Below are 19,946 nucleotides of genomic sequence, written 5' to 3'. Positions count from 1 at the left end.
CTGAGAATCACTAGATAGGTAATCATACCTGTCAAACTTCAAAGTCTTCAAAGTGTTTTTTTGTGTTTGTTTCAGAAAATAATTGATTAAATCTTTTTTTCTGTTCATCTATAGGGGTTTTTTTGGTTCGAAACACTGACTTCAGCATTTCTACTGCCATATGCATTTGTTCTCTTGACGGCTGACGACCTGATGTTTCAAGTTCAGCCTGTATGGCAGCTACTTTTTCATATGGTTCGATTACACCTTTGGCGTATTCCTCATTGTTCCAGTTGTAATTTTTAGTAGCAACCGCGATCCCTAAACTTCTCGAGATAATAGAAAAACCGGCTTGCAGTGAAACAGATTCGTTCAAAAGAGTCTCTTTTATAATTTTCACGTCCTCTTCTTTGTCATAGCTGTACGATTTGATGTCAGCGATATTGTTTCTTACAAGATTCCTTAATACAGATTTCGGTCCAAATTCAATCACAGTATCAGTATGGTTTGCTTCTAAATACTTCATGATTCCCATCCAATTTACCGGTTTTACGATTTGAGTTCCCAGTATGTCAGCCATTTGCTGTTTATCCGAATATGGAAGAGCCGTCACATTAGATAAAACTTTGTATTTTGGAGTTCTGAGATCATACTTTTTTAGCTCATGGCTGAATTTTTCCGCAGCAAAACCCATGATCGGAGAATGAAAAGCAGCACTTACATTTAATTTAAAAATGTCTGCTCCTCTGGCTTTAAGAGTTTCACTAAGCTCTTCAACTGCTGCCGCTTCTCCGGATACCACAACATCTTTATATCCATTGTAGTTAGAAACAGCAATCGTTTTTCCTCTTGAAGAGAGAGATTCGCACTCTTCTTCTGCTATTCTTTCATCCAGGTTCCTGATAACAGCCATTGCTCCGGTCCCTTGTGCGGCAGCTTCTTTCATTAATAATCCTCTGGCTCTCACCAGCTTTACAGCGTCCTGAAAATCCAAAACGTCACTGCAAACCAAGGCAGAATATTCTCCTAAACTATGGCCGGCGATGTATTCAGGTTCTTTTCCGACCTCTTCCATGTAGATTCTGAATTGTGCAATACTTGTTGCCAGGATGGCCGGCTGAGTATTTTCTGTTTGAGATAGCTCAGCGGCACTTCCATCTATACATAATTTCTTCAGGTCAAATCCCAATGCATCACTGGCTTCGTCAAACGTTTTTTTAGCGATAATAAAATTGTCACATAAACGTTTGCCCATTCCTGCATATTGAGATCCTTGTCCTGAAAATAAAAAACCTATTTTCGACATTTAAATACCTCCAAAGTCTCTATAATGCCTGATTTGCCTTACATTCTGCCGATCAGCAAAATGTAAGGCAGAACCGGCCGCTTTATATTGAATTGTCTGCTTTGTCTGCTGTAATCACTTGAATCAAATTCATGTAGTTATAAAATAAATCTTTCATTTTGTGCTCATTTAGTTTCTGATGGTTATATATAAAAACGATTTCTGCTTCGGATGGCTTTTCATGAACTGCAAAAACCAGATCATATAATTCTGAGTACTCTTTTTTTGATTCATTACTAATATAAAAAAGAGGAAAAACATCTTGGGCCGAACTTGATTTCTTATAGTGAGTATTCAAATCGTATTGATCTGAATCCTCTTGATTCTCAATCTGCTCCTTCGCCATACGAATAATATCGTGAAAATTCTCGATATCAGACAGATCAAAAGACAGCTGACTCATCCGATCATCTCCATGACCCGAAAATTGGATATGAACCAAGTTTTGCTGGCTGACATCAGCTAATAAAAATACATAACCCGCTAATAAAACATGAGAAATATCATATTTGTAGGTATTGCATATTGTTTTTAAACCATCATAATAATTCGCATTTACCGCATATTCGTGCATGGCTGTATGACTTTGTCCAGTTGATTCCGAGATGTATTCAAGCGGTAAAGTAATAGGAATGATTTCTTTTTCCAAGGACACTGCTATCTCCGCAAAGGCTATAGCTGATTCTATATATTCGGACAATCTGTAAATAGTCGGATATGCAAACAAGTCAGCAATTTGAATTTGTTTTGGATACAGCTTCTGAAGCTCATTATAAACTGCAACGATTTTGATTGAATTACCGCCTGCTTCAAAGAAGTTATCATGTATTCCAAGCTCTTCTATTTTTAAAACATCGGTCCAAACACGGCTGATACTTTTTTGTACATCCGTTACCGCTTCCTCAAAAGGCCGGTTAAAACCTGTTCTATCTATCACAGGTTCAGGCAGTGCCAGGACATTTATTTTTCCGTTTGCTGTCAGCGGAATTTGGTCAATTTTCATAAAGATCTGCGGAATCATATACTCAGGAAGCACAGGTGATAATAATTTAATAAATTCTGAAGGATATACAGTGCTTTCTGCCACATAATACAGAACTAAATCTTGGACTCCTGCGGAATTTGTTTTTCCGGCAGCTACACATTCCTTAACTTTTTCGTGTTGGTTTACTATGCTTTCAATCTCTCCCAATTCTATCCGATACCCTCTGATCTTTACCTGATTGTCCATTCTTCCGATAACGTCCAGTTCACCATTAGGCAGCCACCTTGCTAAATCTCCTGTCTTATACATCTTGGTTCCTTTAACAAACGGATTGTCTACAAACTTTTGCGCAGTCAAATCTTCTTTTCCTAAATATCCTCTGGCCATTCCGGCTCCAGCAATGCATAATTCGCCAGTACTGCCGAGCGGTACAGTGTTTCCATCATGATCTACAATATATATCTGTGTATTCGCAATCGGCTTGCCTATATTTACACTATTTTCATTGGTTAAGTCTTTCACAGAAGACCAAATCGTCGTCTCAGTCGGACCGTACATATTATAGATCTTCAGATTTTTATATTTTTTTAGTTCAAATAACAATTCCCGTTGAAATACCTCGCCCCCAACCATGATGGTCTTCAATTTCTGAAGACTCTCCGTGCTGTTTTCTGCACTTAGCATCAGCTTTAATCTGGATGGCGTAAGCTGAATAGTATTGACATCAGTCTCAACAACGATCTTGTTTAACAAGTACGGATCTCTTTGTTCCGCTTCACCGGCTATGACAACTTTCAGCCCTTGAGTTAAAGGCAGCAGCGACTCTAATCCGAATATGTCAAATGAACACGTGGTGACCGAAAGAAGGACATTGTCTTGTGAAAAGCTGATCCTGTCTGTTATTCCCTTGATAAAGTTATGAACGGCACGGTGCTCTACGGCGACCCCTTTCGGTTTTCCGGTTGATCCCGACGTATAAATGACATATGCTAAATCTTCGGCCCTGTTAATAACATCAATGTTCGTCTCCAAGTGATGTAATAAATACTCTGAATCTATGTTAAATACAGTTCCGCTGTACGTTAATTCATTTGGAAGTCCTTCCTCAGTTAACAGCAGGCCGCTTTTACTGTCTTTCAGCATATAATTGATCCTGTCTGCCGGATAATCTGGATCAAGCGGTAAGTAACATCCCCCTGCCTTTAGTATTCCTAATATTCCTATAATCAATCGGAAAGACCTTCTTACCAAAATAGGAACCACAACATTCTCTTTGATGCCGTTTTCCCTGAGGGCTCGTGCCAATTGATTTGCCTTATTATTCAGCTCCTTATAGGTCAGGAAGTCTCCGTTCCATTCCAGAGCGATTGCATCAGGTGTCCTTACAACTTGCTCTTCGAAAAGCTCTTGTAACGTCTTTTCTTTCTTATATGATAATTCCGTGCAGTTGAATTCTTTCACCAGCTTTTGTTTCTCTGTCTCATTTACCATATCGATCTGAGAAACCATTACTTCATGATCAGCCGCTGCCTGCTGTAAAACGCTAACCAGGTTATCCAAGATTGAACTTACCGTTTCTTTACTGTAAACACTGGCGTTATATGTGATTTTCATATGCAATTCGTCACCGGGAGCAATTAAAAGCTCTAAATCATAGTTGGTTTGTTCAAACCCATGTTCAGCAGTTATTTTTACACTCGAACGGGCTGAATCTTGGAAAAGATCCTCATTCAACGGGTAATTTTCATACACGACTACGTGATTGATTAATTTATTCTTCATACTTGTCAAAGACTGTATGTCTGCCAGAGAACAATAACTGTATTCGTTCGCTTCAATAAAGTCTTTATTTATTTGTTTAGCCAATGAAATAAATGATGTATCACATTCTCTTTTCACTCTGATTGGCACTGCATTTATAAATAAGCCGACCATATTTTCAATTCCGTTTATCTCACTCGGTCTGCCTGAAACAATGGAACCAAATACCACATCATTTGTATTGTTATATTTCTGCAGCAATATCCCCCATGCTGTTTGAACGATAGAATTTAATGTAATGCTGTTTGACTCAGCGATTTTTTTCAGCTTAGCGGCGGTTTCACCGTTAAGCGCTCCCAGTTTTTGATCATGCTGATACTCGTCAGATTTCAATTCCAGTTCCGGAAATGAGATCTCTTGTTCATATGCAGAAAGGTATTCCTTCCAATATTCAAATGCACGGTCCTTGTCCTGCTGATCAAGCCATTCAAGATAACGACTGTACGGTACAGGTGTTTCTTGAAGGAGTTTTTTCCCTTCAGCCACGTCACCGTATAGATCCATAAGCTCTTTTAACAGAATACCGACACTCCAGCCATCCAAAATAATGTGGTGGAAACTGTATATGACTTTAAATTTATTTCTTCCCAGCTTGATCACCGATACTCTGATCAAACAATCTTTGTTCAGATCAAACGGAGTATTCCTGTCTCTCACCTTGAATTGCCCTACAAAGGCATCCTTCTTCTGCTCCTCCCATTGGCTGATATCATGATATTGAATGTTTAGTTTTCTTTCTTTTAAAATGGCTTGTTTAAATACACGGAAACCGTTATAGAAAAATGATGTTCTTAATATTTCATATTTAGCAATCAGTCTGTTTAATGCGTCACTGAGAACTTCTGTATTCAGATTTCCTTCAACTGTTATTTCACTTTGTTCGAAATAAGCGCTAGATTGATGGTCAATCACAGCGTTATACAGCATGCCTTCCTGCATCGGTGAAAGAGAATGAATTTTTTCTACTTCAGCACCGCTTGCAAGAATTTGATTTAACTCCTCTATTTGAAGATCGGGATCCCCATAATCCCATGGGGTTTTCTCAGATATTTTCTTATTCACACAATGTTCTATGATCTGATTTATTTTCAATTGATAGGCTTTCGTAAATTGCTCAATCGTCTCTCGTTTATATTGGTTTGCACTGTAATTGAACGAAAACATCAGCCTGCCATCCATGATATATCCATTTATTTCTATACTATGTGTCTTTTTATTTCTTCCAGATATGCTCGTTCCGGCGGACAAAGGTGATATTTGAAATAGGTTGCTGCGATCTTCTTGGCCAAATTCACCCAAGTAGTTAAAACTGATATCAGGTTTTAATTGAAGGTGAACCGAGTCCGACAAATATCTGAGTATTCCGTAACCAATCCCGTTTTGGGGGATATGTCTAAGCATTTCCTTTGTATACTTAATGGAGCTTGATAAACTATTACTTTCTGTCATATCGAGAACAATTGGGTATATTGTCGTAAACCAGCCTATTGTGCGATGGACCGGGGTTTTTATAACACTTTCACGGCCGTGCCCTTCAAGATTCACAAGGATCTTCTCGTTGCCGGTCCACTCTTTGGCTGCAAGTCCCAGTGAGCAAAGCAATATATCATTAATTTGTGTATGATATGCTGCATTTGTATTTCTTAAAAGTGTTTTTGTTTGATCCTCTGTTAATTCAATTTTAATTTCTTTACTATCTTCATAAGAGCAGCTTTCGGCAATGAAATCCTTTGGAAGAGGTTCAATAATAGCCGTTTCTATGGTCTCCCAGTACCCAGCTTCCTTTTGAAGAGCCTTGCTGTTTGCATATTCTTTCAATTGACGCGCCCATTCTTTGAACGATGCTGTTTTAGTTTCCAGCTCCACCTTGTTCCCATTAACTGTTTGAAGATAAGCAGTTTCAAAATCTTCCAATAGGATTCTCCAAGATACTCCGTCAATGATCATATGATGAATGGTTAATAGAAGATGATCTCCGTTTTTGGTTTTAAATACCGCCAGTTTTATTAAAATCCCCTTTTCCAAGCTCAATTCGTTCTGCATACGGTCAGCCAGTGATTCAATTGCCATGGCTGGATCTTCTGTTTGTGTCATATCAAATACGTCTAAAGTAAATGTTTCTTTTGCCTGTTTAATGCCCCTATTCCATTGCTTAATTTCACCGTTTTCCTTTTTAAACTGCATCCTGAGGGCATCATGATGCCTCACCAATTCCAAAAAGGCCGTTTCGATTGCTTTTTCTTCTATGCCGGACTTTTTGTAAAGCATAAAGGCTTGGTTATAGTGGTTTTCTTGTTCAAATCTCTGTTCTATAAACCATTTTTGAATCGGTGTCAGATCAACGTCTCCTTCTACAATCGACTGATCTGCTTGTATATCAGCTGATTTTACGTGAGCACTCAAGTCTTTTATGTGCGGATATTTCATTAAATCTCTGACTTCAAGTTTTAAGCCGTATTTTTGGAGTTCGGAAACTACTAAAATGGATTTAATTGAGTCTCCGCCGATCTCGTAATAGTTATAGTTAATCCCGATTGATTTCATCCCCAGAACTTTCTCCCATACGCATGCGAGAATTTGTTCCTTTTTATTTCGCGGTGCTTCATATGCAGACTCCAATACATCCGCAATATCTATAATCGGCAATGATTTCGTATCTATTTTTCCGTTTGAGCTTAACGGCATTTTTTCAATCTGGAAGATATAACTTGGCACCATAAATAACGGTAATTCTTTAGACAGATTTTCTTTTAAAGCATAAACATCTATTTTTTTGTCGGAAGTAACATAACCGCAGAGATATTTATCCCCATGTTGGTCATCTCTCGCTACAACAACAGCCTCTCTTATGTGACTCATTTTCAGAAGCCGGTTTTCTATTTCTCCCGTTTCAATACGATACCCTCTGATTTTGACTTGATCATCAATTCTTCCTAAATAATCAATTGTCCCGTCCGGCATCCATTTTGCCATATCCCCTGTTCTGTATAACTTAGCCCCGGGTTCAAAGGGGTTATCTACAAATTTTTCTGACGTCAAGCCCGCTTTATTTTTATATCCGTCCGCAAGCCCTTCTCCGCTGACACAAAGTTCCCCGGCTGCCCCTAAAGGAAGTAATTCCAATTGTTTTCCTAATATATAAAGCTTAGTATTATCCGCAGGTTTGCCTATTGATACTGCATTGCCATTGTCTCTTTCAATATGATATTGATGAATCATACACCCGACTGTAGCCTCTGTCGGGCCGTATTCATTGTAGATTCTGACATGACCGTTAAATGCACCGTGTATCTTTTTTGCAAGCCCGGTTTTCAGCTCTTCCCCGCCGACGATTATTTTTTTTATCTTTGACGTACTTAAATCTACATTCTCCAGCAATCTCAAATGCGTCGGCGTTAGCTTAATAATATCCGCTTTATTTTCTTCTATAATTCTTCTGATCAGAAGAGCCTTGTCCGGTCCCTCATAAATAATAATTTTATTTCCTGAAATAAGCGGTGTATAAATTGAAGTAACCGTTAAGTCAAAAGAAATAGAAGAATACAGAGGAAAATCAATATCTTCATCATTTACATATATCTTATTTGCCCAATGAATATAATTTACCACGCCTTTATGTTTTACCATGACGCCCTTCGGCAGCCCTGTAGTCCCTGAAGTATAAATCATGTAGGCAAGGTCTTCCGGGCAACTGACATTCGGCAGATTACTTCTGTTATGCATATATAGAGCAGGATCGCTTAATGATAAAATTTCTTTATTGAATGTAATACCACCTGACAATCCGTTTTGAATTAGGAGAATGTTTGCATCACTGTCTTTCAGCATGTAATTTACTCTTTCATCAGGATATTCAGGATCTATCGGCAAATACGCTCCCCCTGCTTTCAGCACCCCGATAATTCCGATGATCATCTCAAGAGATCTCTCTGTCATGATTCCGACAATGCTGTTTTCTCTAATTCCTTTTTGTCTCAAAAGATTAGCCAGGCTGTTTGATTTCTCGTTTAGTTCTTTATAGGTTAATAGCGTATCTTCTTGGACAGCCGCAATACGTTCAGGTGTTTTTTCTGCCTGCTCTTCAAATAATTGATGAATCGTTTTATTCCGCGGAAATTCAGCTGCCGTGTCATTGAATACATGGAGCAATGTGTGCTTCTCCTGTTCAGGAATCATATCCAGTTTCATTAAAGGTTGATCTAGGCCGGCAGCTGCACTTTGTAAAAGCTTCGTAAAATGGGCACCCATTCTCTCAGCTGTTTCTTTTACAAATAATTGACTGGAGTATTCCAAATGGAATTTGATTCCTTTATCAATTTCCGTCGCGGTTAGCGTTAAATCGAATTTTGAAATATTGATCTCGGTTTGAATATACTCTTCCGGATTTGGATCCAAGTGATTTTCAATACCGTAATCTGCATTTTCAAGTACAAACATGACATCAAACAGCGGGTTTCGGCTCGAATCTCTTTTTACCCCGAGTTTTTGAACAATATTTTCAAATTGGTAATCTGTATTCTCAAAATCTTTTAACGTATGATGTTTGACCTCTTCTAAAAACGCTCTGAATGTTTTATGTTCCTCAGGAAAATTTCTTATGGCGACGGTATTGACGAACATCCCCACCGTATTCTCCAGTTCGGTGTCTGACCTTCCGGACTCTGCTGTTCCGATGATCACATCCTGCTGACCGCTGTATTTTGAAAGCATGACATTATATACCGCCAGCAGCACCATGTACAAAGTTGTTCCTGTTTCTTTCGCCACCGACTTTAAGCTTGATGTTAACCTTTCATCGGCCGTAAAGCTGATTCGGCTTCCTTCAAAGCTTTTGACTCTCGGCCGCTCATAATCAGTCTGCAGATTGAGAATCGGCAGATCTCCGCTTAACCGCTTAAGCCAATACTCCTCTTGTTCCTTTAACGCCTCTTTTGTTCCTGAGCTTACTTGCCATTCTGAATAATCTTTATATTGCAGCGGCGGCTGTTTTAGTCTATGACCCGCATACAGCGCATTGAATTCTTTGCGGATTATTCCAACCGATACACCGTCCGCAGCGATATGATGAACATCCAGCAGCAGCAGATTCCGGTCTTCATACGTTATGAGTCCGCCTCTGATTAACGGTGCTTTGTCCAAATGAAAGGGTCTGATAAACTGATTCACATATGGTCGTATCCCATCAGACGGCAGCTTCTGATAATCAAATTCGAGCTCCCATGTATCGTGAATAATCTGAACCACATCGCCGTTTACAACATCGAAACTTGTCCGTAACGCTTCGTGTCTGCCAATAATCTCTTGTAAAACTGATTCGGCTTTTTTTACATCTAATTTTCCATTTAGTTCGATCATAATCGGCAAGTTATAAACGATACTGTCTTTATCCGTCTCCCAAAGGGCAAACATTCTTTTCTGAGCAGATGATGCTTGATAATAAGACTGCTTCCTCGCTTTACTGATGACCGGATAATTCTGTTTATCCCGCTTTTGAATAAGACGGCTCAGCTGTTTGATGGTAGGCTGCTCAAAAAGCTCCTTCACCTTTATATCCGTGCCGAAAGTTTTTCTGATGCGGGAAATAGTGAACGCAGCTGTTAAAGAATGTCCGCCCAGTTCGAAGAAATCTTCATTTATACTGATCCGTTTATGCCCAAGCATTTCTTTCCAAATTTCAGCTAGTTTTTCTTCCGTTTCATTTGCCGGAGCTTCGTATTGAGGTACTGACAACCGTTGCAAGTCAGGAAGAGGCAGCTCTTTTCGATTGATTTTTCCGTTAGCTGTAAGAGGCAGCTCTTTCAGTTGTATTATGAAACTCGGAATCATATACTTCGGAAGAGCCTGTGCCAATTTCTCCTGTACGAACGAGCCTTCTATCTCAATGTCCCCAGTAATATATGCAGAAAGATATTTCTCCTCTATATAAACAACCGCCGCTTCTTTTATACCTTCCAGCTGTAATAGTTGGTTTTCGATCTCTCCGATTTCAACTCTAAAACCCCTGATTTTGATCTGGTTGTCAATCCGGCCTAAAAATTCTATATTTCCATCCGGCATCCATCTGCCAAGGTCTCCTGTTTTGTACATTTTTGTTCCGCGATGAAAAGGATTATCAATAAATTTTTTATTCGTTAATTCTTCATTATTGACATATCCCGATGCTAAACCTACCCCGCTGATACAAATCTCACCGGGTGCTCCCACAGGGACCAGTTGATCTGAACGGTCCACAATATAGATATTAATGCCGTGAATTGGTCTTCCTATTTTATTGTATATTTCACAGTTTTGAATATGATCTGGATCAATGCTATGTGCAATACAGCCAACAGTGCTTTCGGTCGGCCCGTAGTGGTTAATAAACTTCATCCATCTGCATTTTTCAGCGAGCTTTTTGACGTTGCCGATGTTTATGCTTTCGCCGCCCAGTATGATAACTTTTAAATCAGGACAAGACGCCAGCATGTCAACATCCTCCATCAATGTTGAAAATAAAGTGGGTGTCATTTTAAGATATGTAATACTATTTTTATAAATATATTCTATTAATGATAGAGAGTGAAGATACACTTCTTTATCAACAAAGTGGACTTGTCCGCCACCGGATAAAACTGGAAAGATGCTGGTATAGCATAAGTCAAAACTATATTTTGACGTCACTAACGACCTGCTGTCAGAATTTATGTTTATTTGATCACATACCCATAATGAATAATTAACTAATGATTTATTTTTCACCTTCACCCCCTTCGGTTTTCCCGAAGTACCCGAGGTATATATAACATATACCTCGTCCTCGAGATCATACTGAACATCAGGGTTTGATGTATTTCGGCTGGTATAAATCGATTTATCCGTAATATCCAAACATTCCGCCGCAATGTTTTTATCAGTTAAAAACCACAAATCTGTAATGAGGATATCAGCTTTGCTATCTTTTAAAATATGATTTATCCGACTGACCGGTGATTCATCATCAATAGGCAGAAACGCACTTCCGGTTTTTAAAATTCCCAGCATTCCAATCATTGAATATTCTGAAGGACGGATCATCATAGCCGTAATGCTGTTTTTTCCTGCCCCTTTTTCCATTAATAATGTTGCGACTTGATTTGCCTTTTCGTTTAGCTCTTTATAAGTGATATGCTTTCCTGCATAGACAGCCGCTGTTTGGTCAGGTGTCTTTTCCGCTCGTTCTTCAAAAAGGTCTTGTATCGTTTTATTCACCGTATAATTAGAGGACTGCTTATTAAACTCCTGGAGCATTCCGCGCTCTTCTTCATTTACAGCGCTGATGTCTTTCAGGACACGCGTAGGATCAGTTGCCACTTGCTTTAATACATGACAGAAATTAACACCTATACGATTAATGATATCTTCACGATAAACATTATTGTTATACGTCATCTCTGCTTTGATTTGGCTGCCTGGAATAATAACCAGCCCAAAGTCATAGTTCGTCTGTTCAAACACTTCCATATCTGTAATCCTTAAAGCATCAGTTGTATCATCGACCGCCTTGCCATAGTCATCAACAGGGTAATTTTCATAAACCAACATATGGTTGATCAGTTTCTCTTTCATCTTTGTAAGAGCTTGTATATCCGCTAAAGAACTGTAACCGTATGATGTATTCGCTTTGATAAAGTCACTGTTGAGCTTTTGGGCTAATGCTATAAATACCGTATCACCATCGCCTTTTACTCTCAGAGGAACCGCATTGATAAATAACCCCACCATTTTTTCTATGCCTTGCACTCTGCATTGTCTTCCGGAAATAACCGCACCAAACACAACATCATTCACGTTGTTATACTTCTGCAAAAGAACTCCCCATGCAGTCTGAATCAATGCACTTAAAGTAATGTGATATTGATCAGCTGCAGCTTTCAACATCGAAGTACATGTTTCATCAATAATGAATGTTTTCTTCCTATTTTTGAAACCACCCTCATCAGCAGAACTTTGGAATACCGGCTTGCTGCTCATATTCATTTAGATAATCCCCCCAATATTCTAATGCGGCACTTTTGTCCTGATTATCCAGCCATTCTAAGTAGGTGCTGTAAGGCTCGGTATGCTGAAGCACTGTCTCTCTTCCTTCTTTTAATGACGTATAAATAGTTTTTATATCATTCATTATTAAACTCATACACCAGCCATCCATAATAATATGGTGAAAACTGAACAGCAGTTTATATTCTTTCTCATCAGTTTTTAATACGGTTACTCTTATTAAGCAATCATTCGTCAAATCGAATCTCGTTCCCCTGTCTTTAAACTGAACATCTTTAAGCCGTACTTTCTTTTGATATTCCGAGAAAGTGCTGATATCTTCAAATTCAATTTTAACTTTTCTCTCTCTTAGAACAGCCTGTTTAAACTTACTTAGTCCTTCATGAAAAAAGCATGTTCTTAAAATTTCATACTTCTCGATCAGCATATTAAAAGCTGTATTTAATCTGCCAATATCAAGCTGACCGGATAAAGAAAATGTAAGCTGCTCAAAATAGGCTTGTGAAAACGGATCAAGCAATGCATGATAAAGCATCCCGCTCTGCATAGGAGTCAGGGAGTGGATTTTCTCTATCTCTTTTCCGCTTGATAAAATCAGCTCCAAATCTCCGATGGATAAATCCAGATCTCCATAGTCAAAGGGTGTTTTTTCAGGAATTTTTTTCATTCCGCAATGCTGAATAATATCGATTAACCGGTTTATATAGGATTCGGTTAATGTTTTAATTGTTTCTTCTTTAAACTCTTTCGTACTATAGTTAAATTCCAACTGCAGTTGACCGTCCATAATAAAGCTGTTGATTTCGATGGCATTCAATTTTTTATTAGATAAAGAAACACTTGTACCAGATGATATATCTGCATGCTGAAAAACAGCCCGCTTTTTTTGAGAGATTTCTCCCAGATAGTTAAACCCGATCTCGGGCTTTATCGTAAAACTGATGTCTTTTTTATGTTCCGGTGCCGTCAAGTATTTAATAATTCCGTAACCAATACCTTTATGAGGTATTCTTCTTAAATACTCTTTCGTATTTTTTATGCAATAAGGCAGATCATCACTGTGCTCCATATCCAACACGATCGGAAATAGTGAGGTGAACCAGCCGATGGTTCTTTCTATTGAAATGTTTTCTAATATGTTCTCTCTTCCGTGGCCTTCCAGACCGATTAAAACCTTGTCAAGTCCCGCCCATTCTTTTACTGCCATTCCCAGTGAACAAAGCAAGATGTCATTAATCTGTGTGTTATAAGCTGCATTTGTATTCCTCTGGAGCTTATCAGTTAACTGCTTTGTAAGACTGACAGTAATGGTGCGGCTTTCCTTAAATACACTGTCAGCTTTATTGAAATCTCTCGGAATTTCTTTAATCTTCATTTTTTCGATATTCTCCCAATACCGAAGTTCCTTTCTTATCTCACTTCCGTTTGCATATTCCGCCAATTTACGTGTCCATTCTTGAAAGGATGCCGTTTTCGGCGGAAGAACGGCCGGCTCTCCTTTTTGCAGATTGTTGTAGACCTGCTCCATATCTTCAAGCAGAATTCTCCAAGAGACTCCGTCAATCACCATATGATGTATAGCAATAAGTAGATAATCGCCCCTCATTGTTCGAAATAAACCAAGTTTCATTAAAAGCCCTTTTTCAAGATCCATTCCGCTTTGTAACTGATCGGCAAGTTTTTCTATTGTATTTTTGTAATCCGTATCAGCAAGCAGATCATATATGTCCAGAGTAAAAGTATCCCGGGCGGCTTGGACATCTCTGACTTCTTGTTTTATTTCGTCATTTTCAGCTGTATATATCAACCTCAAAGCATCATGATGCTTTACTAATAATTCAAATGTCTTTGCCAGAGCGTGTTCATTAATTTTTTCTTTCATTTGAAACATGAATGCCTGATTAAAGTGGTGAATGTCCTCAAAGTCTTTCTCTATAAACCACTTTTGTATCGGTGCCAGTTCAGTTCTCCCGCTAACCGGGCTCTGATCTGTTTGAGCTTTATATAATTTCACGTGTTTACTGAGGTTTTTTATTTGCGGATACTGCAAAAGATCTTTTACCTCTAGACTGAGACTGTATTTTTGAAGCCTTGATACAATCAGTATAGATTTTATTGAGTCTCCGCCCAGCTCATAGTAATTATCATTAATACCAATATCATCAATTTTCAGAACTTCCGACCAAACATTTACCAGAATCTGTTCGACTTCGGAACGGGGTGCTTCAAGGTGCCCCTTTATATGTTTAGGCTCTTCTATTTCAGCAAGTGCTTTCCTGTCAATTTTCCCATTTGGTGTGAGAGGCAGCTGTTCAACCTGGATGATGACACCGGGAATCATATATTGTGGCAAAATGTCACCCAATTGCTCCCTCAAAGCTGCTCCGGACATTTTATATTCTGCGGTTACAAATGCAGAAAGGTATTTGTCACCTTGAAGGTCGCACTTATCTATAACAACTGCTTCTTTTATCCCGCTTATTTTCAGAAGCTGGCTTTCTATTTCATCAGTTTCAATCCGGAAGCCTCTGATTTTGACTTGATTATCAATTCTCCCCAAAAATTCTATGTTTCCGTCAGGAAGCCACCTTGCCAAGTCTCCTGTTCGGTACATTTTAGTTCCGGACTCAAATGGATGATCAATAAACTTCTCACGCGTCAATTTCTCTTTATTGAGATATCCTCTTGCTAAGCTGTCACCCGACACACACAATTCTCCCGCTAAACCAATAGGCACAAGATTGTTGTGGTGATCAATTATGAAGGCTTTCAGATTTCTGATCGGCTTACCGATAGGAATGGTCTTTGCCATCGCCCTCTCAGCTTCTGAGTATCTCCACATTGTAGAGCAGATTGTCGTTTCAGTTGGACCGTAGGCATTAATATAGTCTATTTTATTCACGATCCGGTTCAAGGATTTTGTAGATATCTGAGAACCAGCAGTAATTAAGAGCCTTAAAGCTGATAATCCGTTTATATTTATATGATTGATGTATACAGGCGGCAAAGTGGCTACAGTAATGTCATGCCGGTTAATATACTCTTCAAATAATGTATAATTATTGATGACTTGACTTGAAAGGATGTGTAGTTCCGCTCCGGTCAACAGTGCCATACTGATTTCCCACACTGATGCGTCAAATGAAAAACTTGCAAATTGAATAATTTTATCCCGGTAATTGATATTCATATCATGTTCAAAGACACTTTTGAGATTACTGATTCCGATATGCCGGATCGTTACACCCTTTGGTTTTCCAGTCGTTCCAGAAGTATAAATGACATAAGCAAGATGTTCTGCGGAACTCATCATTGGCAGGTTATGCCGATCTCCGGAGTAAAGAGAACTATCTGTTAAATCAATAACCTTCCCCTCAAACAGGATATTATCAGCCTGACTATTCTGCACTAATAAAATGTCAGAACCGCTGTCTTCAATCATGTATTTGATTCTCTCAGAAGGATATCCCGGATCAATTGGCAAAAATGCGCCTCCCGCCTTCAGCACACCCAATATGCCTAACACCATCTCTAATGATTTGTCAGCAACAATACCTACTATTGACTCTTTTTTCACCCCCATTTTCATTAGTGTTCTCGCCAGACTATTTGATCTTTCGTTAAGTTCTTTATAAGTTACTTTATTATTTTCATACACTGCCGCTATTCTTTCCGGTGTCTTTTCCGCTTGTTCTTCAAACAATTGATGGATTGTCTTATTATGCGGGAAGTCGGCTGCTGTATCATTGAATACATAAAGCAGTTTATGTTTCTCATCATCCGTTATCATATTCAGTCTGCAGATTGCCGTGTCCGGTTCTGATACAACCTGTTGTAAAAGCCGGGTATAATGAGCACCCATTCTTTCGACTGTGTCTTTCCTGAATAAATGATTGCAATATTCCAATTGGAAGTTAACGCCTTTATCGGTTTCCATTGCAGTTAACGTTAAATCAAATCTTGATATATTGACCTCAGATACTAGTAAATTTGATTCTGCTGTCTCTTCATTTCCTCCGAATCCGTAATCCTTACTCTCAAAAGTAAACATGACATCAAACAGCGGGTTCCGGCTCGAATCTCTTTTTACCCCGAGTTTTTGAACAATATTTTCAAATTGGTAATCTGTATTCTCAAAATCTTTTAACGTATGATGTTTGACCTCTTCTAAAAACGCTCTGAATGTTTTATGTTCCTCAGGAAAATTTCTTATGGCGACGGTATTGACGAACATCCCCACCGTATTCTCCAGTTCGGTGTCTGACCTTCCGGACTCTGCTGTTCCGATGATCACATCCTGCTGACCGCTGTATTTTGAAAGCATGACATTATATACCGCCAGCAGCACCATGTACAAAGTTGTTCCTGTTTCTTTCGCCACCGACTTTAAGCTTGATGTTAACCTTTCATCGGCCGTAAAGCTGATTCGGCTTCCTTCAAAGCTTTTGACTCTGGGCCGCTCATAATCAGTCTGCAGATTGAGAATCGGCAGATCTCCTCTTAACCGCTTAAGCCAATACTCCTCTTGTTCCTTTAACGCCTCTTTTGTTCCTGAGCTTACTTGCCATTCTGAATAATCTTTATATTGCAGCGGCGGCTGTTTTAGTTTATGACCCGCATACAGCGCATTGAATTCTTTGCGGATTATTCCAACCGATACACCGTCCGCAGCGATATGATGAACATCCAGCAGCAGCAGATTCCGGTCTTCATACGTTATGAGTCCGGCTCTGATTAACGGTGCTTTGTCCAAATGAAAGGGTCTGATAAACTGCTTCACATATGGTCGTATCCCATCAGACGGCAGCTTCTGATAATCAAATTCGAGCTCCCATCTATCGTGAATAATCTGAACCACATCGCCGTTTACAACATCGAAACTTGTCCGTAACGCTTCGTGTCTGCCAATAATATCTTGTAAAACTGACTCGGCTTTTTTTACATCTAATTTTCCATTTAGTTCGATCATAATCGGCAAGTTATAAACGATACTGTCTTTATCCGTCTCCCAAAGGGCAAACATTCTTTTCTGAGCAGATGATGCTTGATAATAAGACTGCTTCCTCGCTTTACTGATGACCGGATAATTCTGTTTATCCCGCTTTTGAATAAGACGGCTCAGCTGTTTGATGGTAGGCTGCTCAAAAAGCTCCTTCACCTTTATATCCGTACCGAAAGTTTTTCTGATGCGGGAAATTAACATAGAAGCCTTTAGTGAATGACCGCCGGTTTCAAAGAAATTTTCATCTATACCGACGCGTTCCCTGCCAAGTACAGCTTCCCAAATCTCCGAAAGTTTTTTCTCCGTTTCATTTGTCGGCGCTTCATATTTTGTTTCGGACATTTGAGATATATCAGGTCTAGGAAGTGCCCGTCTGTCAATTTTCCCATTTACCGTCAAAGGCATGTTATCCATTTGTTTAAAGTACGATGGAATCATATATTCCGGAAGAAAGTCTCTCAGAAAGTGCTGCAATTCAATCTTTGCGATTTTATGATTTGAAGTGTAATAAGCACAGATATATAAATCTTCATCACCATTATGATTTACTGTTACTGCCGCTTCTTTAATTTCTGTATGATTGATCAATCGGGCTTCTATCTCCCCAAGCTCGATTCTAAAACCGCGGATTTTGACTTGCTCGTCCCGCCGTCCAATAAACTCCACATCGCCATTTTCTAAATAACGCACTAAGTCTCCTGTTTTATAAAGACGTGCTGAAGGATCATTATTGAAAGGGTGTGATATAAACCGTTCCTTCGTTAAATCAGGCCGTCGCCAATACTCTCGCGCCAGCCCATCTCCGCCAATAAACAGCTCACCAGGAATTCCCGGCGCTACCGGTTTTAATTGCGAATCTAAAATGAATATTTCTGTACCAGAAATAGGCCTCCCTATAGGAAGCATACTGCCTTTCCAATCATGAGGGACCGGGAAACAACAGGTAAAGGTCGTTCCCTCTGTCGGCCCATATCCGTTAATTACTTGTACCTTTCCAAGCGCTAATACTTTTTGAACATGCGGAACGGAAACCACATCTCCGCCTACTAATAATTGCTGAAGTCCTTTTAATGATTCTAACTGCTGATCAACTACTAGAGAAAATAAACCGGCCGTCAGCCAAAGAGTCGTAATGTTATATTTTTTCACAGCTTCTGCAATATCATCAGCCGTCGGTATTCCCGGAGGCATTATAGCCAGACATCCCCCATTCAATAAACAGCCCCAGATCTCGAAGGTAGAAGCGTCAAAAGCAGCAGAAGCTAATTGCAGAAACGTTTGATTCTCATCAAATACCGCATAATCAGTCTCCTTCACCAGCCGAATCACACCGCGGTTAACAATACTTACTCCTTTAGGCAGTCCCGTTGAGCCTGACGTATACATGACATAAGCCAGGTCATCCAAGGAACCTTTTATGCCAATATTAGATCCATCCATCTTTTCAATTTCTTCTTTCATACCATCCAAACAGATTACGCCGTCCCCGTGAGGCGGGAGTTGTGACTGAATGCTTTCGTTTGTAATCAGCAACTCTACACCTGAATCTTCGATTAAGAATGATAGTCTTTGCTTCGGATATTGAGGGTCTAACGGCACATAAGCACCGCCTGACTTTAATATTGCCAGAATACTAATATACAAATCAAAAGAGCGTTCTAAAGCAATTCCGACAAGGTCTCCCCGTTTTACTCCGCACTCCTGAAGATACCGTGCCAGCTGGTTCGCACGGTGATTAAGTTCTGCGTAACACATTGAAGAGTTTTCTAGTACCAAAGCAGTCTTATCCGAATATTCATCAGCCTGCTGCTCAAACACCTCCGAAATTGTTCCAATTTTCGAATAATTGTCTTCCCAGCCAAAGATTTTCTTTTGCTTATTTTTTTCTTTCAGGAATCTCATATCTTTCACTCTGATATTTTCAGGAGTTATCATAGCTTCAAGAATCATCTGAAATCGCAGTGACAAATCTTTTATCATATTTTGAGAATAGAGGCATTCGTTATAGTGTATGACTGTCTCTATGTATTGTTTCTGGTTCATAAACGAAAATAGGATATGAATAGCGGGATTTTCTTGATTAAGTATGTATTCTTGAATATTTTCAAGGACTATCATGACATCAAAAGGAAGGCCAGTCATTTTATCACTTGTTCGAGAATTATTTTGGGGGCTTTCCAATGCCTGTTCTACGGTGAATTCGACTTTATGTATGATCTCTTTTAATAGGTCTTCACCATGAACAGCATTTTTAAGAGTCAAAATTTCTTGCTCACAATCAATCGTTCTGTTCTTTTTGAAAACAGGAGTTTTGATTACAATATTTTGTCTTTCTGTATATTGATTTATTAACAAAGTCAGTGCCGCTGTTAATACGATATGCAGACGTTCATCCGATCCATTGCAGTATACATTCAGCTTATCGCTTAATTGCTGTGACAATTTATATGTAAGATTTTTCATTCTTTTTTCTTTAGAAGGTTTACTTGCCACTAAAAAATGCTCTTCAGTTTTTAACTCACCAATACTGTCTTTATCTCCCTTTATACTTTTTGTCATAACAAAAACTCCTTCAATTGATATCAAAATTCAAATCATTCACTGAATTAAAACAGCAGAGGCTTTCGGTGGATTTTTATGTTAAACTGCATCACAGGCAATACCGCTCACCAATAATTGTTGTTGTAGTCTGACAGTTTATTTATCGGCAGCAAAAACCATTTTTTAATGATATAGACCCGTACAAACACTTTTTTTAAAAAAAGGATAATGAAGAAGAACTAGCCATCTTTAAGAAA

3 protein-coding genes are annotated in these 19,946 nt (G+C 39.0%); all 3 read right to left on the bottom strand.

All coding sequences use genetic code 11. The annotated features are described in order from the left end of the window. Window positions 1-31: 31 nt before the first annotated feature. Window positions 32-1,285, bottom strand: coding sequence for an ACP S-malonyltransferase (gene fabD / locus NYE36_RS01245; protein WP_033575111.1), 1,254 nt, complete (start codon window positions 1,283-1,285; stop codon window positions 32-34). An 82-nt stretch (window positions 1,286-1,367) separates the two neighbouring features. Next, window positions 1,368-12,125, bottom strand: a complete 10,758-nt coding sequence (locus tag NYE36_RS01240; protein WP_342496873.1) for an amino acid adenylation domain-containing protein — start codon at window positions 12,123-12,125, stop codon at window positions 1,368-1,370. After that, entirely contained in the window at window positions 12,085-19,707 is a 7,623-nt protein-coding gene (locus NYE36_RS01235) for an amino acid adenylation domain-containing protein (protein ID WP_342496872.1), read from the bottom strand. The genes NYE36_RS01240 and NYE36_RS01235 overlap by 41 nt, the downstream gene beginning before the upstream one ends. Window positions 19,708-19,946: the final 239 nt, after the last annotated feature.

It is taken from the genome of Bacillus sp. FSL R5-0593 (genome assembly GCF_038603755.1).
GTDB classification, from domain to species: domain Bacteria; phylum Bacillota; class Bacilli; order Bacillales; family Bacillaceae; genus Bacillus; species Bacillus velezensis.
The sequence above is the reverse complement of the archived record's forward strand: the minus strand, read 5'-3'. Positions and strand labels throughout refer to the sequence as shown.